General features: G+C 72.6%; 21 protein-coding genes. 12 read left to right on the top strand and 9 right to left on the bottom strand.

All coding sequences use genetic code 11. The features are described 5' to 3' along the window. The first annotated feature begins 214 nt into the window (after positions 1-214). From scy to BLV72_RS23810, 5 genes are all read left to right on the top strand, one after another. Positions 215-4,213, top strand: coding sequence for a polarized growth protein Scy (gene scy / locus BLV72_RS23830; RefSeq protein ID WP_093464718.1), 3,999 nt, complete (start codon positions 215-217; stop codon positions 4,211-4,213). Positions 4,214-4,453: 240 nt separating this feature from the next. Next, on the top strand, positions 4,454-5,392 hold the full coding sequence (locus BLV72_RS23825; RefSeq protein WP_078643689.1) for a coiled-coil domain-containing protein: 939 nt from the start codon (positions 4,454-4,456) through the stop codon (positions 5,390-5,392). A 383-nt stretch (positions 5,393-5,775) separates the two neighbouring features. Then, the gene (locus BLV72_RS23820) at positions 5,776-6,759 is read left to right on the top strand and encodes a hypothetical protein (protein ID WP_244320936.1); all 984 of its coding nucleotides are present in this window, start codon (positions 5,776-5,778) and stop codon (positions 6,757-6,759) included. A gap of 82 nt (positions 6,760-6,841) precedes the next feature. Beyond that, complete coding sequence (locus tag BLV72_RS23815; protein WP_093464717.1) at positions 6,842-8,083, top strand: ABC transporter ATP-binding protein; 1,242 nt, start codon at positions 6,842-6,844, stop codon at positions 8,081-8,083. Further along, entirely contained in the window at positions 8,080-9,081 is a 1,002-nt protein-coding gene (locus tag BLV72_RS23810) for an ABC transporter permease (RefSeq protein ID WP_208905705.1), read from the top strand. The genes BLV72_RS23815 and BLV72_RS23810 overlap by 4 nt, the downstream gene beginning before the upstream one ends. A gap of 34 nt (positions 9,082-9,115) precedes the next feature. On the opposite strand, the gene BLV72_RS23805 is transcribed toward BLV72_RS23810, so the two are convergent. Further along, positions 9,116-9,433, bottom strand: a complete 318-nt coding sequence (locus BLV72_RS23805) for a hypothetical protein (RefSeq protein ID WP_059147802.1) — start codon at positions 9,431-9,433, stop codon at positions 9,116-9,118. A gap of 208 nt (positions 9,434-9,641) precedes the next feature. Here BLV72_RS23805 and BLV72_RS23800 point away from each other — a divergent pair, with 208 nt between their 5' ends. Then, on the top strand, positions 9,642-10,682 hold the full coding sequence (locus BLV72_RS23800; protein ID WP_093464715.1) for an LLM class flavin-dependent oxidoreductase: 1,041 nt from the start codon (positions 9,642-9,644) through the stop codon (positions 10,680-10,682). A gap of 37 nt (positions 10,683-10,719) precedes the next feature. Here BLV72_RS23800 and BLV72_RS23795 read toward each other — a convergent pair whose 3' ends face one another. Further along, positions 10,720-11,112, bottom strand: coding sequence for an SCO5389 family protein (locus BLV72_RS23795; RefSeq protein WP_037951008.1), 393 nt, complete (start codon positions 11,110-11,112; stop codon positions 10,720-10,722). Between the two features lie 211 nt (positions 11,113-11,323). Between BLV72_RS23795 and nucS the strand changes: the two genes are divergently transcribed. Next, positions 11,324-11,986 (top strand): endonuclease NucS, encoded by a 663-nt coding sequence (gene nucS, locus BLV72_RS23790; protein ID WP_203348529.1) that lies wholly within the window; start codon positions 11,324-11,326, stop codon positions 11,984-11,986. 158 nt (positions 11,987-12,144) lie between these two features. Here the strand turns inward: nucS and BLV72_RS23785 are convergent, their stop codons facing one another. From BLV72_RS23785 to BLV72_RS23770, 4 genes are all read right to left on the bottom strand, one after another. Beyond that, entirely contained in the window at positions 12,145-14,772 is a 2,628-nt protein-coding gene (locus tag BLV72_RS23785; protein ID WP_093464714.1) for an ATP-binding protein, read from the bottom strand. 210 nt (positions 14,773-14,982) lie between these two features. Continuing rightward, positions 14,983-15,306 (bottom strand): STAS domain-containing protein, encoded by a 324-nt coding sequence (locus BLV72_RS23780; protein ID WP_014054940.1) that lies wholly within the window; start codon positions 15,304-15,306, stop codon positions 14,983-14,985. Positions 15,307-15,461: 155 nt separating this feature from the next. Continuing rightward, positions 15,462-16,310, bottom strand: coding sequence for a 3-hydroxyacyl-CoA dehydrogenase family protein (locus BLV72_RS23775; protein WP_093470509.1), 849 nt, complete (start codon positions 16,308-16,310; stop codon positions 15,462-15,464). Between the two features lie 97 nt (positions 16,311-16,407). Beyond that, on the bottom strand, positions 16,408-17,049 hold the full coding sequence (locus BLV72_RS23770; RefSeq protein WP_093464712.1) for a TetR/AcrR family transcriptional regulator: 642 nt from the start codon (positions 17,047-17,049) through the stop codon (positions 16,408-16,410). A gap of 80 nt (positions 17,050-17,129) precedes the next feature. Between BLV72_RS23770 and BLV72_RS23765 the strand changes: the two genes are divergently transcribed. Genes BLV72_RS23765 through BLV72_RS23755 form a run of 3 tightly spaced genes read left to right on the top strand, consistent with a single transcriptional unit; the run spans position 17,130 to position 19,319 of the window. Beyond that, positions 17,130-17,912 (top strand): ABC transporter ATP-binding protein, encoded by a 783-nt coding sequence (locus BLV72_RS23765; protein ID WP_093464711.1) that lies wholly within the window; start codon positions 17,130-17,132, stop codon positions 17,910-17,912. Positions 17,913-17,967: 55 nt separating this feature from the next. Next, the gene (locus tag BLV72_RS23760; protein WP_093464709.1) at positions 17,968-18,723 is read left to right on the top strand and encodes an ABC transporter permease; all 756 of its coding nucleotides are present in this window, start codon (positions 17,968-17,970) and stop codon (positions 18,721-18,723) included. A gap of 23 nt (positions 18,724-18,746) precedes the next feature. Continuing rightward, positions 18,747-19,319, top strand: a complete 573-nt coding sequence (locus BLV72_RS23755) for a cob(I)yrinic acid a,c-diamide adenosyltransferase (RefSeq protein ID WP_093464708.1) — start codon at positions 18,747-18,749, stop codon at positions 19,317-19,319. Between the two features lie 93 nt (positions 19,320-19,412). On the opposite strand, the gene BLV72_RS23750 is transcribed toward BLV72_RS23755, so the two are convergent. Beyond that, complete coding sequence (locus tag BLV72_RS23750; RefSeq protein WP_093464706.1) at positions 19,413-19,964, bottom strand: hypothetical protein; 552 nt, start codon at positions 19,962-19,964, stop codon at positions 19,413-19,415. Between the two features lie 171 nt (positions 19,965-20,135). Here BLV72_RS23750 and BLV72_RS23745 point away from each other — a divergent pair, with 171 nt between their 5' ends. Continuing rightward, positions 20,136-21,350: a sensor histidine kinase gene (locus BLV72_RS23745; protein WP_093470508.1), complete on the top strand. Its 1,215-nt coding sequence runs from the start codon at positions 20,136-20,138 to the stop codon at positions 21,348-21,350. After that, complete coding sequence (locus tag BLV72_RS23740; protein WP_425288389.1) at positions 21,347-22,063, top strand: response regulator; 717 nt, start codon at positions 21,347-21,349, stop codon at positions 22,061-22,063. The genes BLV72_RS23745 and BLV72_RS23740 overlap by 4 nt, the downstream gene beginning before the upstream one ends. 29 nt (positions 22,064-22,092) lie before the next feature. On the opposite strand, the gene BLV72_RS23735 is transcribed toward BLV72_RS23740, so the two are convergent. Both BLV72_RS23735 and BLV72_RS23730 read right to left on the bottom strand, forming a co-directional pair. Then, positions 22,093-22,542: a DUF2550 domain-containing protein gene (locus BLV72_RS23735; RefSeq protein ID WP_059147806.1), complete on the bottom strand. Its 450-nt coding sequence runs from the start codon at positions 22,540-22,542 to the stop codon at positions 22,093-22,095. 118 nt (positions 22,543-22,660) lie between these two features. After that, positions 22,661-23,038 (bottom strand): F0F1 ATP synthase subunit epsilon, encoded by a 378-nt coding sequence (locus BLV72_RS23730; protein ID WP_093464703.1) that lies wholly within the window; start codon positions 23,036-23,038, stop codon positions 22,661-22,663. Positions 23,039-23,101: the final 63 nt, after the last annotated feature.

Here is a 23,101-nt window from a genome sequence, read left to right as displayed (position 1 = left end):
CGGAAAGGGATCGGGGTCCGGCCCGGGCTACGCCGATGATCTGACACCATTTCTTCGGAAGGGCCAGCTCCGGTCCGACCCGGCACGCACTTCGCCTGGTCGATACCGCAAGGGAACCGTCGAGGAACCCCTGGGCACCGCAAGGGACCACGGGGGACCACGAGGGTGACGGAGCCGGCCGCCAACGCGACCAGGGGACGGATGGGACCGCGCAGTGCGGGGCTACGACCGCTACGAGCCTGACGATCAGCTCTCCAAGTTCGAAGCCGAGATGGAGCGGCTGAAGACCGAGCGTGAGAAGGCCGTCCAGCACGCCGACGACCTCGGCTACCAAGTCGAGGTGCTGCGCGCCAAGCTGCATGAGGCGCGCCGTAACCTGGCGGCCCGCCCCGCCTACGACAGCGCCAACGTCGGCTACCAGGCAGAGCAGTTGCTGCGGGACGCCCAGCTCCAGGCGGACCAGTTGCGCGCCAACGCCGAGCGTGAGCTGCGCGAAACCCGGGCGCAGACCCAGCGGCTGCTCCAGGAGCAGGCCGAGCGGCAGGCCCGGCTGGAGGCCGAGCTGCACGCCGAGGCCGTGGCCCGGCGCCAGCGGCTGGACCAGGAGCTGGCCGAGCGCCGCGCCACCGTCGAGTCGCATGTCAACGAGAACGTGGCCTGGGCCGAGCAGCTGCGGGCCCGTACCGAGGCGCAGGCCCGCCGACTCATGGACGAGTCCCGGACGGAGGCCGAGCAGGCCCTGGCCGAGGCGCGCGCCGAAGCGCAGCGCATGACCGAGCAGGCCCGTCAGCGGCTGGGCTCCGAGGCGGAGGCCGCCCGTGCCGAGGCCGAGGCGATTTTGCGCCGGGCCCGTAACGACGCCGAGCGGCTGCTGACCAACGCGGGCACCCAGGCCCAGGAGGCCACCGACCACGCGGAGCAGCTGCGCACCACCACCGCCACCGAGGCGGACCAGGCCCGTCGTAACGCGGCCGAGCAGACCCGCGCCGCCGAGCAGCGGATGCAGGTGGCCGAGCAGGCGCTGCGCGAGGCGCGCAGCGAGGCCGAGAAGGTCGTCACCGAGGCCAAGGACGCGGCGGCCAAGCGGCTCGCGGCCGCCGAGTCGGACAACGAGCAGCGCACCCGTACCGCCAAGGCGGAGGTCGCCCGGCTGGTCGGCGAGGCCACCAAGGAGGCCGAGCGGCTGCGGGCCGAGGCCGAGCAACTTCGGGACGACGCCCGCGCCGAGGCCGAGCGGATGGTCGCCGAGGCGGGCGACGACGCCCGGGCCAGGGCGGCCGAGGACTCGGCGGCCCAGCTCGCCAAGGCGGCCCGGAGCGCCGAGGAGGTGCTGACCCGCGCCTCGGAGCAGGCGCAGGCCACCACCAAGGCGGCCAGCGACGAGGCCGAGCGGATCCGGGGCGAGGCCGAGGAAGAGGCGGACCGGCTGCGGGCCGAGGCGCACGACACGGCCGAGCAGCTCAAGGGCACGGCGAAGGACGACACCAAGGAGTACCGCGCCAAGACCGTCGAGCTGCAGGAGGAGGCCCGCCGGCTGCGCGGCGAGGCCGAGCAGCTCCGGTCGGAGGCGGTCGCCGAGGGCGAGCGGATCCGCACCGAGGCGCGCCGGGAGGCGGTCCAGCAGATCGAGGAGGCGGCCAGCACCGCCGAGGACCTGCTGACCAAGGCGAAGGCCGACGCGGAGGAGACCCGCTCGGGTGCCACCGCCGAGAGCGAGCGGGTGCGCACCGAGGCCATCGAGCGGGCCAACGCGCTGCGCCGGCAGGCCGATGAGCTGCTGAAGCGGGCCCGCACCGAGGCCGAGGAGCTGGTGACCTCGGCCGAGGAGCAGGCCGAGCGGGTCAAGTCGGAGGCGTCCACCGCGGCCGAGGAGCTGCGCGAGGAGGCCGAGCGGGCCGCCGAGGACCGCCGTTCCGAGGCCGAGGGCGAGCTGAACCGGCTGCACCAGGAGGCCGAGCAGCGGCTCTCCTCCGCCGACGAGGCGCTGCGGGACGCCCGCACCGAGGCGGAGCGGCTGCGCAAGGAGACCGCCGAGGAGATCGAGCGGCAGCGCACGGAGTCCGCCGAACGGCTGAACGCGCTGCGCCAGCAGGCGGAGGACGAGGCCGTACGGCTGCGCGACGAGGCAGCAGCGGACGCGTCCAACGCGCGCGCCGAGGGCGAGTCGGTGGCCGTACGGCTGCGCGGCGAGGCCGCCGCGGAGGCCGAGCGGCTGCGCTCCGAGGCCCAGGAGACGGCCGACCGGGTGCGGGCGGAGGCGGCGAGCGCCGCCGAGCGGATCGGCGCCGAGGCCGCGGAGGCCCTGGCCGCCGCCCAGGAGGAGGCGGCCCGCCGCCGCCGCGAGGCCGAGGAGCTGCTCGCCGACGCCCGCGAGGAGGCGCAGGAGGAGCGGACGGCGGCGCGGGAGCAGAGCGAGGAGCTGCTGGCCGCCGCCCGGAACCGGGTCTCCGAGGCGCAGACCGAGGCGCAGCGGCTGGTCGAGGAGGCCGAGCGGCGCTCGGCCGATCTGGTGGCCGCCGCCGAGCAGACCGCGCAGCAGGTGCGGGACGCGGTCGCGGGGCTGCACGAGCAGGCCGAGCAGGACATCACGGCGCTGCGTACGGCCGCGGAGCACGCCGCGGAGCGGATGCGCGGCGAGGCGCAGGGCGAGGCCGACCGGGTCCGCGCGGACGCCCAGGCGGAGCGGGAGCGCGCCTCGCAGGACGCCACGCGGGTGCGGCGGGAGGCCCAGGAGGAGTCCGAGGCCGCCAAGTCGCTCGCGGAGCGCACGGTCGCCGAGGCGATCGCCGAGTCGGAGCGGCTGACCGAGCAGGCCCGCGAGGAGGCCGGCAGGCGCCGCGCCGAGGCGGCCGAGCAGGCGGACCGGCTGGTCACCGAGGCCACCCACGAGGCCGAGCGGCTGCGCGCGGAGGCCAACGAAACGCTCGACGAGGCGCGCCGTTCGGCCCACAAGTCCCGTGCCGAGGCGGCCGAGCAGGCCGATACGCTGGTCGGCGGCGCGACCGAGGAGGCCCAGCGGCTGGTCTCGGAGGCCACCATGCGGGCGCAGGCGCTGCGTACCGAGGCGTCCGACGCCCGGGCGACGGCGGAGCAGGACGCGGCCCGCACCCGGGCCCAGGCCCGCGGCGACGCCAACAACATCCGCTCGGAGGCGGCCGAGCAGGCCGACCGGCTGGTCGCCGAGGCCCGCAACGAGGCCGAGCGGCTGCATGCGGAGGCCAGCGGCGAGGCGGAGCGGCTGCGCACCGAGGCCGCGGAGACCGTGGGTTCGGCGCAGCAGCACGCGGCGCGTACCCGCGCCGAGGCCGAGCGGATCGAGACCGAGGCGGCGGCCGAGGCGGAGCGGATCCGCAACGAGGCGCAGGCCGAGGCCGACCGGCTGGTCGACAGGGCACGCGAGGACGCCAACAAGCGGCGCTCCGACGCCGCCGAGCAGGCCGACCGGCTGGTCACCGAGTCCTCGGCGGAGGCCGAGCGGCTCACCTCCGAGGCGCAGGAGGCCGCGCTGCGCACGGCGACCGCGGCCGAGGAGCAGGCGGACACCATGGTGGGCGCGGCCCGCCAGGAGGCCGACCGGCTGATCGCCGAGTCCACGGCCGAGGCCAACGCCATGGTGGAGAAGGCCCGTACGGACTCCGACACGATGCTCGGCGAGGCCCGGGGCGACGCCACGGCCATCCGGGAGCGCGCCGAGGAGTTGCGCACCCGTACCGAGGCCGAGGTCGAGGAGTTGCACGAGCGGGCCCGCCGGGAGTCCGCGGAGCAGATGAAGGCCACCGGCGAGCGGGTCGACAAGCTGGTCGCGGCGGCCACCGCGCAGCTCATGAAGGCGGAGGAGAAGGCCAAGTCGCTGGTCGCGGAGGCGGAGAGCGAAGCGAGCCGGGTGCGGATCGCGGCGGTGAAGAAGGCCGAGGGTCTGCTCAAGGAGGCCGAGCAGAAGAAGACCGAGGCCGAGCGGGAGGCGGAGCGGCTCCGTCACCAGGCCACGGACGAGGCACAGCAGATCGTGGACGAGGGCAAGCGCGAGCTGGAGTTGCTCAAGCGACGCCGCGAGGACATCAACGCGGAGATCTCCCGTGTCCAGGACGTGCTAGAGGCGTTGGAATCCTTCGAGACCCCCGCGTCGGGTGGCGCGGGCGGCAAGGAGAACAACGGAGTCAAGACAGCGGCGGGCGCGGGTGCGACGAGGAGTGGAAAGCGGTCGGAGGGGTAACCGTAGGCGGGGGACGAGGGTCGGCTGTGCCCGTCCGCGTCAATTTCGCGTAACTCTCGCGTCAGTCTGCGTCCATCACGGCATGTCCGTATCATCCCGACGAGTGACGAGGTCTCCGTCTTACTGCCACTCAAAAGGCTGGACATTCTGCAGATCAAACCGACGTTGACTCGATGACACGCCGCTCGGACCCCTAGGATTCCCTCTATCACCTCACCGGTCTCTTTCGACAGGAACCCCATGAGCGACACTTCCTCCCCCTTCGGCTTCGAGCTCGTGCGGCGTGGGTACGACCGCGGTCAGGTGGACGACCGCATTTCCAAGCTCGTCGCCGACCGTGACAGTGCACTGGCCCGTATCACCTCTCTGGAAAAGCGCATCGAGGAGCTGCACCTCGAGACGCAGAACGCTCAGGCCCAGATCAACGATTCGGAGCCGTCCTACGCGGGGCTCGGCGCCCGGGTCGAGAAGATCCTTCGTCTCGCCGAGGAAGAGGCGAAGGATCTGCGCGAAGAGGCTCGGCGCGCCGCCGAACAGCACCGTGAGCTGGCCGAGTCGGCCGCCCAGCAGGTCCGCAACGACGCCGAGTCGTTCGCCGCCGAGCGCAAGGCGAAGGCCGAGGACGAGGGCGCGCGGATCGTCGAGAAGGCGAAGGGCGAGGCGACCACGCTGCGCCAGGAGGCGCAGAAGGACGCCCAGTCCAAGCGCGAGGAGGCGGACTCCCTCTTCGAGGAGACCCGCGCCAAGGCCGCGCAGGCCGCCGCCGACTTCGAGACCAACCTCGCCAAGCGCCGCGAGCAGTCCGAGCGCGACCTGGCCTCCCGTCAGGCCAAGGCCGAGAAGCGGCTCGCGGAGATCGAGCACCGCGCCGAGCAGCTGCGCCTCGAGGCCGAGAAGCTGCGCACCGACGCCGAGCGCCGCGCCCGCCAGACGGTGGAGACCGCGCAGCGCCAGGCCGAGGACATCGTGGCCGACGCCAACGCCAAGGCCGACCGGATCCGCAGCGAATCCGAGCGCGAGCTCGCGGCCCTCACCAACCGCCGCGACAGCATCAACGCCCAGCTGACCAACGTCCGCGAGATGCTGGCCACGCTGACCGGCGCCGCCGTGGCCGCGGCCGGTGCCCCGGGCGAGGACGAGGCGGCCACCCGCGGCGTCCCGGCCCAGCAGTCCCGGTGACCCTAGGTCCCAACGGAGCGTACGATGCCCCGCGCCGCCACGAGCGGCGCGGGGCACGCGCATGTCTGGGGAAAGCAACCCGAGTTCGGCCCGCACCGCGCCCGACCCCGCGCACAGTACCGGCCGCACCGCGCCCGACCCCGCGCGTCACCCAGCCCCTCCGGCGCGGACATTCCAGCCCCTCCGGCGCTTGAGGAGCGGGGGTCCGGGGGCGGAGCCCCCGCACAGGCCCAGGGCGGAGCCCGGGCAACCCGGCCCCTTCGGCGCGTGGGAAAACCCAGCCTGTCCGGCGCTTGAGGAGCGGGGTCCAGGGGCGGAGCCCCGGCCGGGGCCGGGCCGGGGCCCGGTTTCGGGAAGGGGCGGGGCGGGGGAGACACCCCTCCGTGACCGACCGCACCCTCCCCACCCTCGGCTACACCGACATCCCCGCCAAACACCCCCTCACCTACCCCGGCCGCCCCATCACCCGCCCCACCCTCCTCACCGCAGGCGAGCTATGGGAGCTCACCCCCACAACACGGGGCGACCGCCTGGGCACCTGGACAGTCGATACAAGCCCCGGCGGAGCGCCGAAAGAAGACCGGGAGCCCCTCGACGCCATCCTCACCGCCCTCGGCCACCCCCCAACCGCCACCCGCCACCCCCTCATCGCGGTCGGCTCCAACGCCTCCCCCGCCCAGCTGCACCACAAGCTGTCCCGCCCCGGCCACCCGGCCACCGTCCCCATGGTCCCGGTCGACGTGCACGGCATCGCGGTCGGCTGCTCGGCCCATATCGCCCGGTACGGCTACGTGGCCTCCGCCCCGTACACGGCGCCGGGAGCCCGTACCCCCCTGGTCATCAGCTGGCTGGACACCGAGCAGCTGGCAGCCGTGGACGCGACCGAGTACCCCAACTACCGCCGCGTCCTGCTGTCCGGCACGGAGTACCCGATGGTGATGCCGTCCGGCGAGCGCCTCGGCGGCGCGTATCTCTACGTCGGCGAGCGCGGAGTGCTGATGTCCCCGGACGGCACCGAACGTCCCCTCCCCGGCGGAGGCGACCAGAGCGCCCTGCTCACCCGCCTGCTCGCCGGTTCGCCGCGGCTGCGCGAACTCCTCGGGCCCGACCCCGGCACCTGGGTCGCCCGCGCGGGCGCCGACCCCGCCGTACGGAAGTCCGGCACCCGGATCTTCGAGGAGGAGGGCTGGGCGCTGCCGCAGCCCGACCTCCTCCGCTGCCCGGAGGACGAGCCCGACGCCCCCGGCGCCCCCAGAGACCCCGCAAACCTCACAAGCACCACAGACCCCACAAGCACCACAGACCCCGAAGCCTCCGCAGGCTCCGCAGGCCCCAAGAGTTACGGTGCGCTCACATCTCCCGAATAGTGGGAACCGTCAACACCCCGGCTATCCTCCTAACCCTCACCGGGGGCGAGCACGCCCGACCCATGCTCATGAGGGGCGGAGAATGATCGAGGCAGTCGGTCTGACGAAGCGCTACGGCGCCAAGACGGCCGTGTACAACCTGTCCTTCCAGGTGCGGCCCGGCGCCGTCACCGGATTCCTCGGGCCCAACGGGTCGGGCAAGTCCACCACGATGCGGATGATCCTGGGCCTCGACGAGCCCACCGCAGGCCATGTCACGGTCGGCGGCTACCCGTTCCGCAAGCTGCCCAACGCCCCCCGCCAGGTCGGCGCGCTCCTGGACGCCAAGGCGGTGCACGGCGGTCGCAGCGCACGTCACCATCTGCTCTGCCTGGCCCAGCTGTCCGGGATCCCGGCCCGCCGGGTCGACGAAGTGCTGGGCGTGGTGGGATTGCAGAACGTGGCGCGCAAGCGCTCCAAGGGCTTCTCGCTCGGCATGGGCCAGCGTCTGGGCATCGCGGCCGCCCTCCTCGGCGACCCGCAGGTGCTGCTCTTCGACGAGCCGGTCAACGGCCTGGACCCCGAAGGCATCCTCTGGGTCCGCAACTTCATGAAGCAGCTGGCCTCCGAGGGCCGCACCGTCTTCGTCTCCAGCCATCTGATGAGCGAGATGGCGCTCACCGCCGACCATCTGATCGTGATCGGGCGCGGTCAGCTGCTCGCCGACATGAACGTCAAGGACTTCATCTCCTACAACTCGGCGGACTTCGCACGCGTCCGCACCCCCGAGGGCGACCCGGGGCAGCGCGAGAAGCTGACCGCCGCGCTGAGCGAGGCGGGCGGCCAGGTGCTCCCCGAGCAGGACGGCGCGCTGCGGGTGACCGGGCTGCCGCTGCCGCGCATCAGCGATCTGGCGCATGGGGCGGACGTCCGGCTGTGGGAGCTCTCCCCGCACCAGGCGTCGCTGGAAGAGGCGTACATGCGGATGACGCAGGGCGCGGTGGACTACCGCTCGACCGTCGACGAGCGCGCCGCCCTGCAGCAGCAGATGCCCGGCGCGGTGCCGCAGGGCGCGCCGTACGGCTATGCGCCGGGCGCTCCGGGAGCGCAGGGCGCGCCGATGGGCTTCCCGCCGGGAACCGTGCTGCCGGGGTACGCCGAACCGCCGGCCCCGCCGCAGTCGCAGCCGCACGCTCCGGGCATGGCCATGTCCGGAGCCCCTGCCGCTCCGGCCGCCCCCGCAACACCGCCCCCGGCTCCCCCCGCTCCCCCGGCTCAGCCGCCCGCGGCGCCCCCCGCCCCCGCCGATCTGACCAAGAGCGACAACGAGGACGACGCCCGATGACGACCCCGTACCAGCACCAGTCCCAGGCGCCCGTCCCCCCGCAGGCCCCCCAGGGCCCTCCGCAGGGTCCTCCCCAGACCGCCCCGCAGGCAGCCCCGCAGATGCCGCCGCAGGCCCCGCACCAAGCGGCCCCGCACCACCACGCTCCCCAGGCGTACCAGCAGCCGGTGCCGTCCGGGCCCCCGTCGCAGCCGTACGCCGGTATGGGCCCGTACACCTCGCCAATCCCGGTCCGGCGCACCCACCTCGGCAACGCCCTCGCCTCCGAGTGGACCAAGATCAAGTCGGTGCGCTCCACGATCTGGACGCTCGGCGTCATGGTCGCGCTGGTGCTCGGCATCGGACTCCTGGTGTCGGCGACCACGAACGACGCCGACTACCGCACCCTCCCGACCACCCTCCCCGGGTTCTTCGGCACTCTGCTCGGCCAGCTGTGCATCGTCACCCTCGGGGTGCTCGTGATCACCTCCGAGTACGGCACCGGGATGATCCGGACCACCCTCACCGCCTCCCCGCAGCGCTCACGGGTGCTCACCGCCAAGGCGCTGGTCTTCTTCGCGCTCTCGTTCACCACCACGACCGTCTCGCTCGCGCTGGTGGCCTACGCGAGCATGGGGATGCACAGCGGGCCCGAGGTCACGGAGCCGACGAGCGACCAGATCCTGGGCGCGACCGTCGGCGCGGGGCTCTATGTGTCGCTGCTGGGGCTGCTCTCGCTGGCCGTCGGAGCCATCCTGCGGCACTCCGCGGGCGCGATCACCACGATGCTCGGTGTGGTGCTGCTGCCGGCCATCCTCCCCGCGTTCCTGATGATGTCGGACAGCCTGCGCGACCTGGGAAAGAAGATGCTGGAGTACTCCTCGCCCCAGTCGCTGGCCTCCCTCTTCCGCATCGACGAGGGCCTGAACAGCGGCTGGCCCCAGCTTTCGGCGCTGGCCGTGATCACGGCGGCGGCGATGATCGCCGCGTATGCGCTGCTGGAGAAGCGCGATGTGTAGCGCTCCGTAATCCTTGTAGAGCTCGAGGCCCGAGTCAGTATCGCGGTGCGTTACGGGACCGCTGGAGCTTGGCGCTCCGGCGGTCCCGTGCGCTCCAGCACGCCTTGTGCCAGTGGCGCCGGTCGTCCGCGCCCATGTGCTGCTGCCAGGCGACCACATGCGCCACCCCCGGTGGAATCTCCTGGTCACAGCCCGGGCAGCGGTAGTGCTTGGCGGCCGCCCCACCCCCGACCTGCCGGACCACCCACTCCTCGCCCTGCCAGGTCTCCATGCGATCGAGGCCGTAGCGATTCGCACTCTCGTGGCCGACGGGCTTCTCGCCGCCTCGGGGGCGGTTTCGGCGTGGAGACACGGGGCACCTCGACAGAACTGTGACTAACGGACTGTGACCAGCGTACGCGCTACGGTCACCGTCCTGGAAAGTCGTCGTCCACACTCATCCTCTGATCATCATGAAAAATTCATGCCCGGCCGTGCCCTTGGCACGTGTCAGGCGTTAATGCCTACAAGGGGGATGCCCGCGCCGGCACATCAGCCGCGACAAGGAGGCAGGGATCACGATGGATGTGGGGGCTTTCATCCTGGCCGCTCAATTCCCAGGCCAGGGACAGGAGGAGGCGCTGCACCGGGCGGTGCGGTCGGCCGAGCTCTCCGAGGAGGCGGGGCTGGACGCGGTCTGGGTCGCCGAGCACCACTTCGTTCCGTACGGGGTCTGCCCGTCCGCGGTCACCCTCGCCGCGCTCCTGCTGGGACGTACCCGCCGGATCGGCGTCGGTACGGCGGTGAGCGTACTGCCGACCGCGCATCCCGTCGCGCTGGGTGAGCAGGCGGCACTGCTCCATCTCCTCTCCGGTGGCCGGTTCACGCTCGGAGTCGGCCGTGGCGGCCCCTGGGTGGACCTCGAGGTCTTCGGCTCGGGGCTGCGGGCGTACGAGCGGGGGTTCCCCGAATCACTCGATCTGCTGTTGCGCTGGCTGCGCGAGCCACGGGTGGGGGCGGACGGTGAGCGGTTCGCCTTCCGCGAGGTGGCGGTGGTGCCGCGCTCCGACGACGCCCTCGCCGGGCCGGCCGTGGACGCCCCGCCGGTGGTCGTCGCCTCCACCTCGCCCGCCAGCGTGCGGCTGGCCGCCGAGCGCGGGCTGCCCATGCTGCTCGGCATGCACTGCGGGGACGAGGAGAAGGCCGAGGTGGTGGGCCTGTGGCGGAAGTCCGCGCTGGAGGCGGGCCGTTCACCGGAGGACGTCGAGGCGGTGGCGGCGCGCCATGTCTCGGCCGGGGTGGTGCAGATCGCGGACGACCGCTCCGCGGCGGCCGAGATCCTCACCAAGGCGATGCCCGGGTGGTTGCGGCAGGGTCTTGAGGCGCACGTGACGGTCGACGGCCGGGAGCGCCGGATGCGCGACCCGGTCGCCTATGCGGAGCTGCTGTGCGAGCTGCATCCGGTGGGATCGCCGAGGCTGTGCGCCGACCGGCTGGCGGCGACCGCGGAGCGTACCGGGATCCGCCGGTTCGCGCTGCTGGTCGAGGGGTCGGGCGATCTGATCGCCACGGAGGAGAACGTACGACGGCTCGGAGGTGAGGTGCTGCCGCTCCTGCGCTGATACACCTCCCCCTGGTGGAGCGGCAGCGGACATCCCGTCAGCAGTCGCGGAGTTCGGGTGACTGGTTGAGCAGCTGCCCCCGGACCGAGGTGAAACGGGCGAGGCGTTCGTCGGCGGATGCGTCCATCGGGAAGACGGCCACCCGGTGACAGTTCTGGAAGGCCAGCCGCACCCCGAAGTGGCGCTGCAGCGCGCCGCGTATCGCGTCACTGGCGAGTGCGCGAAGCAGTTGACCGCGTGCCTGCTCATCGGGCGGCGGCGTCTGGTTGTCGGCGAACTCCCCGCCGTCCACCTTCAGCTGGGCCACCAGCGAGCTGATCATCTCCCATGCGTAGGGTAGGGAGTTCCGGACGCAGTCGACGAAGGCTGCTTCGTCGACCTCGCCTCGCTCGGCCTGTTCGAGCAGGGCCGGTGAGACGTCGAGCGACATGGGTTCTCCTCTCGCGACCCCGCGAGCGGGGTCTCAGGGATGGGAAGGGCGGACGGCGACGCAGCGTACCCGTCCGACGACCGCCCGCTTCAACGGTAATTCGGCCACTCCGCCCGCACCAGGAGAATGGGCACACAACCAGCCATCCCCGAAGGGGTCCATCGCCGGACGAATCGCGTCGGGCGGCGGTGGTCGAGTAGCGTTGCCGACCATGCGTCTCGTCATCGCCCGGTGCTCCGTGGACTACGCCGGCCGCCTCACCGCCCACCTCCCCTCGGCACCCCGCCTGATCCTCGTCAAGGCCGACGGCAGTGTGTCCATCCACGCGGACGACAGGGCCTACAAACCCCTCAACTGGATGTCTCCGCCGTGCACGCTGAAGGAAGGCGACGACGATGTGTGGACGGTCGTGAACAAGGCGGGCGAGAAGCTCATCATCACCATGGAGGAGGTCCTCCATGACTCCTCGCATGAGCTCGGCGTCGACCCTGGCCTGATCAAGGACGGTGTGGAGGCCCATCTGCAGGAGCTGCTCGCCGATCGGATCGAGACACTGGGCGATGGCTGGACACTTATTCGGCGTGAATACCCCACTGCTATTGGTCCCGTGGACATTCTCTGCCGCGACGCGGACGGGACGACGGTCGCCGTGGAGATCAAACGCCGTGGTGAGATCGACGGTGTCGAGCAGCTCACCCGCTATCTCGAACTCCTCAACCGGGACCCGCATCTCGCCCCGGTGAAGGGCATCTTCGCCGCCCAGGAGATCAAGCCCCAGGCCCGCGTCCTCGCCACGGACCGGAGCATCGGCTGCGTGGTGCTGGACTACGACGCGCTGCGGGGCATCGAGGACGACAAGCTCCGGCTGTTCTGACACGGGGCTGACGCGGGGGCGCCGGGGCCGTCGGGCCCCGGCGCCCTTCTGTCGTACGGGGGCGACGAGATCACGCCACGGGGGCGGGGCGCCGTCTGGCGTGATGGCGCCCATGGCCCGCGGCCCCCGCGGCCCGTGCCCCCGTACAGCGCTCCCGGCTAGGCGACCGGAGAGGCGGTGCCCGGCGCCGTGTGGGTCGTGGGCGCGCTCGCCGTCGTGGAGGTGTCGCCGGTGGGGGTCTGCGTCGGGGCGGAGGTCGTGGGCGTCGGCTTGGTGGGCTCGCCGGTCGGCGTCGGCGGCTTGCTCGTCGGCGGCTTGGTCGTCGGCCGCGGACCGCCGGTCGTGGGGTCCGACGACGGCGGCGAGGGCGGCTCCTCGGTGTCGGAGGGCGAGCCGCTGGTGGACGACGGGTCGCCCGACGCCGTGGTGCCGCTGGGCGAGCCACTGCTGCTCGGCGCGGTCGGGGAGGTGGATGCCTTGGGTGTCCCGCTGAGGCCGGGCTGGGGGCCCTGGCCGGTGCCGTGGGTGGGCTCGTCGGCGGTCAGGCCCTTGTCGTCGTCCTGCTGAGAGGCCGACCGGTCCGGCTTGACCTTGTCGGAGGGGCTGTCGGAGTCGTCGCCCGACGTGGCGCCCAGGGTCACGACGGTGCCGAGCACGGCCACCAGCAGCACGCCCGCGGACGCCGCGACCACATTGCGCCGGGCACCCTGCACCGCCAGCCGGCGCAGACCCCGCGGCTCGTCGCCCGAGGGCCCGGCGGAGGCGGGGGCCGAAGCGGAGGCCAGGGGCGCGGGAGTGGCGGAGGCGGCCACCGTGGTGCGGGAGACGGCCGGGACCACCGCCGTCACCGCCTTTGCCGGGGCCGGGGTGCCCGTGGCAGGCATCGGTGTCGTCGTGGCCGCCTTCGGGGTGACGATCGTGGTCTCGGTGTCGCCCGGTGCGGCGCCCGCGGCCGGAGGCGTCACGTCCTCGCCCTTACGGCTTCCGCCGCCCGCCCCGAACGCCCCGGCCATGGCCGATCCGGGCGAGCGGTCGGCGACCAGCGCCAGCGCGCGCCGGCCCGCGACCGTGCCCCGCTTGTCCGCGAGGACGCCCCGCAGCCCGATGGACGCCTCCAGCTCGGCGCGGGCCCGGTCCGGATGGCCCGTGCACAGCGCGAGGACGCCCAGCTCATGGTGGAAGTACGCCTCGTCCGCGACCTGTCCGGCCAGCCGCGCGGCCTCCTGGCCGTGCCGCACCGCGCGCTCCCAGGCGCCCCAGTGCAGCGCCGCCGCGAAGGCGGGCGCGGCGGCGCGGGCTAGGAGGACGGCGGCGTCCGCGTGGCCCGCCTCGCGGCTGCCGATGAGCGCGGTCATCGCCGCGAGGATCGCGTCGGCCTCGGCGGCGACGCGCTCGGGGGCCACCGAGGGGTGCCCGGCCCACCAGGCGTAGTGCCCGGCGACGGCATGGGCGCGCCCGGCGTCCGCGTCGGCGTAGCCCTCCTCCGCGAGCTGGGCGGTGACGCGCGCCGCCAGCCGGTGGTGCGCCCCGGCCGCGGTGACGAGGCCGCAGCCGAGCAGTTCGCCGAGGGCGGCGTCCGCGTGGGTGTCCGCGGACAGCGCGCGCAGATGCACCTGGTGCGGGCATTCGCCGCCGAGCGCGACCGCGAACCGCAGGGCGTCGTGGGCCGCCTCGCTCAGCCGTCCGGCGAGCAGCGCGGCGGGGGACGCCGCCTCGGCGATCGAGGGCAGCGGGACGTCATGGCCCCCGCCGGCCTCGCGCGCCGAGGGGTCGTCGCGCAGGGCGTCGCGCTGTCGCAGCAGCGCGCCCGCCTGGACGAAGCGCAGCGGCAGCCCCTCGGACTCGAACCACAGGTCGGCCGCCCAGCTCGCCTCGTCCTCCTCCAGGGGCCGTCGTGCGGCCCGCGCCAGCAGGTCGAGACCGGCCGTACGGCTGAGCCCGGAGAGGAAGACCTCTTCGAGGTGGGATTCGGCGGAGGGCGCCGGGACATCGGGGGTGGCGGAGATCAGGAACGCGCATTCGGGGGTCGCGTCGAGGAACTCGTCCAGCGCGGTGCCGCCGAACTCGATGTCGTCGAGGACGACGACCGCGCCGACCCCCTGGACCGCCTCCAGCAGCTCCGCGCGCTCGGGCCGGTACAGCGGGGCGCTGAAGACGGCGGCGTAGAGGTCGTGGAGGAGGTCGGCGGGGGTGCGGTGGTAGCCGGAGAGGCGTACGACACCGTCGGGCGCGAGCCGCTCGCAGTCGGCGGCGACGGCCTCCAGCAGGGTGCTGCGGCCCGAACCGGAGGGCCCGGTGACCCGCACCGAGCGGCCGCGGGCGAGCAGCCGGGCGAGCCGCTCCCGCTCCTCGTCGCGCTCCAGCATCGGCAGGTCGGGCAGGACGGTGCCGGAAGGACGCGGCGCGGCGGCGGCGTGGCGCAGCTCGGCCCGCTCGTCGGGGCCGTGGCGCTCGGGCCGGGCGGGGCGCTCTCCGGGCGGGCAGGGTTCTATCTCGCTGCCGTCGACGGGGTTGACGGTGAGCAGGTAGTCACCGGTGACGATGCGCGCGGTGCGGGCGGGAGGCGCAGAAGGATCAGAGGAAACGGAGGATACGGAGGAGGCGGAGGAGCCGGGCACCGGGCTGCCCGGCGGAGGCGTCGGTATATCCCCCGGCAGCCCCGGCGCGGGCGGGCGCGACGGCGAGCCGGCGCCGGGAGTCTCCGCGGCAGGCGGCGCACCGGACGCCGCACCCGGCCCGGACTCGTCCCAGCCGTGCTCCTGCGATCCGCGGTTCTTCGGGTCCATGGTCCTTGCCCCCCAGATGCGTGGCGTGCTGTAAGGCTCCCCGGCCTGCCTTCGCTTCTGGTCCGGTGCCGCCGTAGGGAATGTGTCCGGCATCCACCGAACCCCGGGCCGTATCACACGGCCTGGACCTGCTCACAGTATCCACCGCGCGGGAGGGGGCCCACGCCGCCCCGGGTAACCCAGCACCCCCGGATATCCGGCCCGCACGGCTCACACTCGCGGCAGTGACTCCGCCTCCAGCCCGCCTTCGATCGCCAGGATGCGATGCAGCCGGGTGGCCACCAGCAGCCGCTGCATCTGGGGCGGCACCCCGCGCAGCACCAGCCGTCTGCCCACCCGGCCCGCGCGGCGGTGCGCGCCCATGATCACCCCGAGCCCGGTGGCATCCCAGGAGTCCAGTTCGGTCAGGTCGAGAACGAGATCCCCGCCGCCGGCGTCGACGGCGGTGTGCAGGGCCGTACGGGCGTCCGCCGCGCTCCGGACGTCCAGTCGGCCCCCGACGACCAGCTCGGCGTGGTCGCCCCTGATGTGCATATGCGCTCCCCTATACGGTGCGTCGTGTCGTCAATGCGCCATTTCTGTCTACAGAACTGACTGCCTCTCACACGCGGAAGTTGCCGTCTGTAAGCGAACCGATACCGAATTCACCCAGGAGGGTGAGTTCCGGGCCTGGCGCCGCACCAGGGCCCTCAGTAGCGGTAGAAGCCCTCGCCGCTCTTACGGCCGATGTCCCCCGCGTCGACCATCCGGCGCATGACCTCCGGCGGTGCGAACTTCTCGTCCTGCGACTCGGTGTAGATGTTGTCGGTGGCGTGCAGCAGAATGTCCACGCCGGTCAGGTCGGCCGTCGCGAGGGGCCCCATCGCATGGCCGAAGCCCAGCTTGCAGGCCGTGTCGATGTCCTCGGCCGTGGCGACCCCCGACTCGTACAGCTTCGCCGCTTCCACGACGAGTGCGGAGATCAGCCGGGTGGTGACAAAGCCCGCGACATCGCGGTTGACGACGATACAGGTCTTGCCGACGCCCTCCGCGAACTCCCGTGCGGCGGCCAGGGTTTCGTCACTCGTCTTGTGACCGCGGACCAGCTCGCACAGCTGCATCATCGGCACGGGCGAGAAGAAGTGGGTGCCGACCACCCGCTCCGGGTTCCGGGTGGCCGCGGCGATCTTGGTGATCGGGATGGCGGAGGTGTTCGAGGCCAGGATCGTGTCGTCCTTGACCAGTTCGTCGAGGGTACGGAAGATCTCCCGCTTGACCTCGACCTTCTCGAAGACCGCCTCCACCACGACATCCGCGTCGGCGGCCGCGTCGAGGTCGGTCGTGGTGGTGATCCGGCCCAGCGCCCGCTCGGCCTCCTCGGCCGCCAGCTTGCCCTTGGAGACGAACTTCTCGTACGAGGCCCTGATGCCGTCGGTGCCGCGGCGCAGCGCCTCATCGGTCACATCGCGCAGCACCACGTCCCAGCCGGCCTGGGCCGAGACCTGCGCGATACCGGACCCCATGAGTCCGGCTCCGATGACCGCGAGCTTCTTGGCCACGACACACACCCCTCTGTTCCATCTGATCTGGTCAACAGTCCGATGTGCCGGACCTTAACGCCCGTTCACCCCTGCGGGCAGCCCCTCGTAACGCGCGTCACGGTGTGTTCTTCACCGCATAGTTGAGCACCGTGTCGCTGAGAAGCGATTCCATGACATCGACGTTGCGGAGGGCGTCCTCGGCGACCTCGTCCACGCCGCCACCCTCCGCGAGCCCGCGGATGATGGAGCGCAGGACGGCGTTCTGCAACCCGATGAGCTGGTGCGCGATGAACTCGGGCGTCGGGTCCCGCGGGTCGGCGGTGGCCTCCTCGCGCAGGGTGGCACCGAGCTGGTGGACCGTCCGGCCCTGGATGGCGAAGAGTCTGGCCATCAGCGTCGGGGACTCCACGATGACCTGACGGAACTGCTCATAGCCCTCGGTCAGCCCGACGTAGGCGTGCCGTTCGCGGATGTCCTGGCGCAACTGGTCCATCAGCGCCTGCGCCGCCGACCGTCCGGCCGCGCGCTCGCGGACGAGCCGGGAGGGGCGGTCGACGACCTCCTCCTCGCGGTCGACGAAGAGGTCCTCCTTGGCCGGGAAGTAGTTGTAGACCGTGTTGACGGAGACCTCGGCCGCCTCGGCGATCTCCGCGATCGTGACCGCGTCGAAGCCGCGCTCCATGAACAGCCCGGTCGCGACGTCCGAGATGTGCTGCCTGGTCTGCCGCTTCTTCCGCTCCCTGAGTCCTTCCGCCATGACTTCATCCTAGCTTCGCTGGTGCTGCTTGATTTTTGGGGTCGTTGCAAAATTAGTGAGTCTCTGTTTTTCTGAACCGCATGGCAGTCATCACGACGAACGGCCTCACCCACACCTTCCGGACCAAGCGCGGCCCCGTGACCGCCGTGCGCGGTATCGACCTGACCGTCGAGCGCGGTGAGATCCTCGGCTTCCTCGGGCCCAACGGGGCGGGCAAGACCACCACGCTGCGCATGCTCACCACGCTGCTCCCGCCCACCGGCGGCAGCGCCACCGTCGCCGGGCGCGACCTCGCCCGCGATCCGGCGGGGGTGCGCCGGCGGATCGGATACGTGGCGCAGGCCGGCGGGGTCGATCCGACCGTCTCCGTACGGGAGGAGCTGGTCACCCAGGGGCGGCTCTACCGGATGAGCAAGGCCGAGGCGACCGCCCGCGCCGGGGAGCTGGCCCGGGACCTGGGCCTCGCCGACCTGCTGGCCCGCCCCTGTGCCGCGCTCTCCGGCGGGCAGCGGCGGCGGCTGGACATCGCCCTCGGCCTGGTCCACCGGCCCGAGATCCTCTTCCTGGACGAGCCGACCACCGGCCTCGACCCCGGCAGCCGCGCCGATCTGTGGGAGCTGATCCGCAGGCTGCGCTCCGAGCACGGCATGACGGTCTTCCTGACCACCCACTACCTGGACGAGGCGGAGGCGCTGGCCGACCGTCTGGTCATCGTCGACCAGGGCCTGGTGGCCGCCGAGGGAACGGCGGAGCGGCTCAAGGCCGAGTACGGCGGCTCACCGGACGCCACCCTCCAGGAGGCCTTCATCGCCATCACCGGGCGCGGCACGGCCCCGCAGAGCCCCGCCCCGCTCGCCGTCTGACGCGCGGTCACCCAGAGCGCCCCAAGCCCCGCGAGAAGCCCCCAAGGAAGGCCCCATGCCCCACGTCGTCTCCGACACGGCCCTGATCTTCGGCCGCTACGCCCGCCAGACGCTGCGCTCCAAGCCCGCCCTGATCTTCGGGATGGTCCAGCCGCTGCTCTTCCTCGTCTTCTTCGGCCCGCTGCTCACCGATCTGCCGCTGGGCGGCCGGGCCGGCTCCTGGCAGACCGTCGTCCCCGGAATCCTCGTCCAACTCGGCCTGTTCAGCGCCTCGTTCACCGGAATCGGGCTGATCCTCGAACGGCGCACGGGCGTCATGGAGCGGATGCGGGTCACCCCGGTCAGCCGGCTGGCGCTGCTCATGGGCCGGGTGCTCAAGGACGTCGCCCTGCTGCTGGTGCAGTCCCTGCTGCTGGTGTGCGTCGCCGTGGTGCTCGGGCTGCGCGCCCCGGTGCTGGGCGTGGCGATCGGCTTCGTCTTCGTCGGCGTGCTGACCGTCTCGCTCGCCTCGCTCTCCTACGCGCTGGCGATGCGGGTGGCGTCCCCCCAGGGCTTCGCGCCGGTCATCAACTCCATCACCCTGCCCGCGATGCTGCTGTCCGGGATTCTGCTGCCGATGTCGCTCGGGCCCCGCTGGCTCGACATCGCCTCGCACTTCGTGCCGTTCCGCTATCTCGTGGACGGGGTGCGGGCCGCCTTCGCGGGCGAGTACGGGGACGGGAAGATCGCGCTGGCCTCGCTGGTCGCCTCCGGGCTCGCGGTGGTGGCCGTCACCCTCGGCGCACGGCTCTTCCGGCAGGCCGGGGCGTAGTCCCGCCGCGTAGGCTCGGACCCATGGTCAATCTCACCCGCATCTATACGCGTACCGGGGACACGGGCACCACCGCCCTCGGCGATATGAGCCGCACCGCCAAGACCGATGCGCGGATCGCCGCGTACGCCGACGCGAACGAGGCGAACGCCGCGATCGGGGTGGCCATCGCGCTGGGCCAGTTGCCCGCCGAGATCGTCAAGGTGCTGGTCCGCGTCCAGAACGACCTGTTCGACGTGGGCGCGGACCTGTGCACCCCCGTGGTGGAGAACCCGGAACACCCCGCGCTCCGCGTCGAGCAGGGCTATATCGACAAGCTGGAGGCGGACTGCGACGGCTTCCTGGAGGGTCTGGAGAAGCTGCGCAGCTTCATCCTCCCGGGCGGCGCCCCCGGCGCCGCGCTGCTGCACCAGGCGTGCACGGTGGCGCGCCGCGCCGAGCGCTCCACCTGGGCGGCGCTCGCCGAGCACGGGGAGTCGATGAACGCGCTCACCGCCACCTATCTCAACCGGCTCTCGGACCTGCTGTTCATCCTGGCCCGCGCGGCCAACAAGGAGGTCGGCGACGTCCTGTGGGTCCCGGGCGAGAACCGCTGAAACCCCCGGTCCCGTCGGCCCCGGCGCTACGCGGATGCGCGGCCGGGGCCGACGGGGCGGGGGCGGGGCTCGGTGACCTGCCCGCTACGGGGGTTAGCGGGCAGAGGAAGCCGAGCGCTCCCGCTTGGGAAAGAGTGTGTAGCTGAGCGCGATGGCCACGTTGATGCCGATCAGGAACAGCATCTTGATCTGCCAGTCGCGCAGCGAGCCGATCTCGCCGTCGTCGCCGACGTACCAGATCGCGCCCTGGAGCAGGGCGATGGCGATGACCGCCGCCAGCACCCAGCGGCCGGCCGTCTTCCACTCGTGCAGCGTCTTCGCCGCGCCGTACTTGGCCGGCTTGACCGGCGGCGGGCCGCCGAAGAAGCGGTGGGCCACCCGGGCGTCGACCCATTTGATCGTCGAATGGCCGAGCGCGGCCGAGTATCCGATGTAGACCGCGGCGAGGCCGTGCTTCCAGTCCGGTTCGGCGCCGTTCCGCAGGTCGATCACGGTCGTCACGAACAGCACCAGCTCCAGCAGCGGCTCGCACAGCAGCACCGCGGTGCTGGCCTTCGGCATCTTCGCCACGTACCGCAGCAGCAGCCCGATGGCCAGCAGCACCCAGAAGCCGACCTCACAGGCGATGATCAACGCGACAACCACGATGTTTCCTCTCTCGCTCTGCCTTGGCCCCAACCCTCTCCCGACGATCAGGGCGCCCGCGTCGTCGTCGGCGATGAAACCCGGCTGCATCCTTCGATGTACGCCGCCGGGCGGCGGCCCCGGACCCAAGGGGGAGGCCCACCCGGCGCGCCACATGGTGTGATGGGTGCCATGCCGTCCCGTCCCCACCTCCCTCGCCCCCACCGGCATGACGTCCTGATCGGCCTCTGTGGACTGCTCGGCGGGGCCCTGATGTGGGCGGTGGGGGTGCACAACAACCAATCGTTCTTCCACACGCCCCGATGGCTGGGGCTGATCGCGCTGGTCGTGATCTCGGCGGCCGTGCTGCTGCGCCGCTCCAGGCCCCTCATCGGTCTGGGTGTGGGGACCGCCGCGCTCGGCGTCGACATCCTCAGCGGCGGGCTGGCCGTGACGTTCCTGATCTACACCGACCTGGTGTACGCGGCCGTCATGTACTCCGGTCCCCTTGCCGCCCGGCGCATCCCCCAGATCTGCGGGCTGCTCACGGGGCTGGCGACCGTGGTGCCGCTGGCCATCTTCGGCGACCCGGTGGCGCTGCTGGTCGGCCCGTTCGTCGCGCTGCTCACCCTCACCCCGGCGTGGACCGGGACGGTGGTCCGCAACCACCGCGAGGAGGCCGCGGCGGCCCGTCTGGAGGCGGAACGCGTCGCCCTGCTGGCAGAGTTGGACCGGCGGGAGGCGGTCGCCTCCGAGCGCTCCCGGATGGCGCGCGAACTCCACGACATGGTGGCGAACCACCTGTCGGCCATCGCCATCCACTCCAGCGCCGCGCTCTCCCTGAAGGACCCCGCCGCGACCGACGAGGCGCTCGGCGTCATCAGGGAGAACAGCGTGCGGGGCCTGGCCGAGATGCGCCGGCTGATCGGGCTGCTGCGGGACCCGGGGGACACCGCGGAACCGGTCGCCATCTCCACGCTCGACGCGCTCGACACCCTGCTGGACCAGGCCCGCGCCAACGCCCGCCCCGGCGGGCAGGACATCGTCCTGAGCGACGAGCGGCCGGCCGGCGCCGACCCGCTGCCCGCCCCGGTCGAGCTCGCCGCGTACCGCATCGTCCAGGAGTCGCTCACCAACGCCCTCAAGCACGCCGCCCCCGGCCGGGTGGACGTGACGCTGGCGCATCGCGCGGACGGCCCGCTCGAAGTCAGCGTCATCAGCCCCTACGGCGACCGCTCGGGCCCCCGGGCACCCGGCTCCGGCACCGGGCTGATCGGGATGCGCGAGCGGGTGAACCTGCTCGGCGGCACCCTCGACGCCGGACCCGTCACCGGGCCCCGGGGCATGGTGTGGCAGGTGCGGGCCGCGCTGCCCCGGGGTGACGAGAGCGCGCAGAGTGTGCCATGACCCTTCGACGACCAGGAGCCACCGTGACCCCGCCCGCCCCGCCCTCCGGCACCGCGTCCGAGCCGATCCGGGTTCTGGTCGCCGAGGACCAGAGCGCGGTGCGTTCCGGGCTGGTGCTGATCCTGCGGTCCGCCCCCGATGTCGAGGTGGTCGGCGAGGCGGTCGACGGCCTCCAGGCGGTGGAGATGGCCCGGGCGCTGCGCCCCGATGTGGTGCTGATGGACGTCCAGATGCCACGGCTGGACGGGGTGTCGGCGACCCGCCAGGTGGTCGCCGAACAGCTCGCCGATGTGCTGGTGCTCACCACGTTCGACCTCGACGAATATGTCTTCGGGGCGCTGCGCGCGGGCGCCTCCGGGTTTCTGCTCAAGGACAGCGAGGCGGCCGATCTGATCGAGGCGGTCCGTACGGTGGGGCGTGGCGAGGGGATGATCGCCACGGCGGTGACCCGGCGCCTGATCGCGGAGTTCGCCCGGCCCCAGGCCGCCCCCTCCCCCACCGCGCCCAGCCCCGCGGCGCTCGCCTCGCTCACCCCACGGGAGCGGGAGGTGCTGGCCTGTCTCGGTCAGGGGCTGTCGAACGCGCAGATCGCGGCGCGGCTCAGCATGGCGGAGGCGACGGTGAAGACGCATGTCAGCCGGCTGCTGAACAAGCTGGAGCTGCGCAGCCGGGTCCAGGCCGCGGTGCTGGCCCAGGAACTGGGTGTGCGGTAGCGAGTAGGGGGCCGCGGGTGATGAGGTGGCTAGGCGACGTTGACGCGCTGGCCGGGGGGCGCTGCCTCCAGCCAGGCCAGGAAGCCGGTCAGGGCGTCCTCGCTCATGGCCAGCTCCAGCCGGGTGCCGCCGTGCCGGCAGGCGAGCACCACCGCGTCGGAGAGCAGCGCCAGCTCCTCCTCGCCCTTGGGAGTGCGCCGCTCCAGTACCTCGATCGAGGCGCGCTCCAGCACCCGCCGGGGCCTGGGCGCGTAGGAGAAGACCCGGAACCACTCGACGCGGTCGCCGTTGTAGCGGGCGACCCCGTACACCCAGCCCTTGCCGCTGGTCTCGGATTCGCTTGCGGGTGGGTCCCAGCGCAGGGAACAGTCGAAGGTTCCGCCGGACCGCTGGATCAGCCGCCGCCGGAGACCGAAGACGAAGAGTCCCACCACCACCAGCGCGACGACCACGCCGCCTACAAGCAGAGCGAGGACCATCTTCACCGACCTCCTCGCGTCATCCGGAAAAACCGCACCTGCATCGCCTCAGCCGCGGACCGCTGAAAGGGCTCCAGCGAGGTCCGCGGCTGAGGTTTTCCGACCGTACGTGACAGGCTCAGTGCGCTCCCGCCACCGCGCGCAGCCGGACGTCGGCGCGCCGCTCGGCGGCGGCGTCCGCCTCCGACTTGGCACGCTCCAGCGCCCGCTCCGCGCGCTTGACATCGATCTCGTCGGACAGCTCCGCGACCTCGGCCAGCAGTGAGAGCTTGTCGTCCGCGAACGAGATGAACCCACCGTGCACCGCGGCCACGACCGTCCCGCCGTCGACCGAACGGATGGTAACCGGGCCGGACTCCAGCACACCGAGCAGCGGCTGGTGGCCGGGCATGACGCCGATGTCACCCGATGTGGTGCGCGCGATGACCAAGGTGGCCACACCGGACCACACACTACGGTCCGCCGCGACCATCTCGACCTGCAGCTCAGCAGCCAACGTGGCTCCTCGGGTCTCTCCCCGCCGGGTCGGGCAGGGCTTTCGTCAAAGAATAACGGGCGT

Source organism: Streptomyces melanosporofaciens (assembly GCF_900105695.1).
Classification (GTDB): Bacteria; Actinomycetota; Actinomycetes; order Streptomycetales; family Streptomycetaceae; genus Streptomyces; species Streptomyces antimycoticus.
Note: the sequence above shows the minus strand (reverse complement) of the source record. Positions and strands in the feature narration are given on the sequence as shown.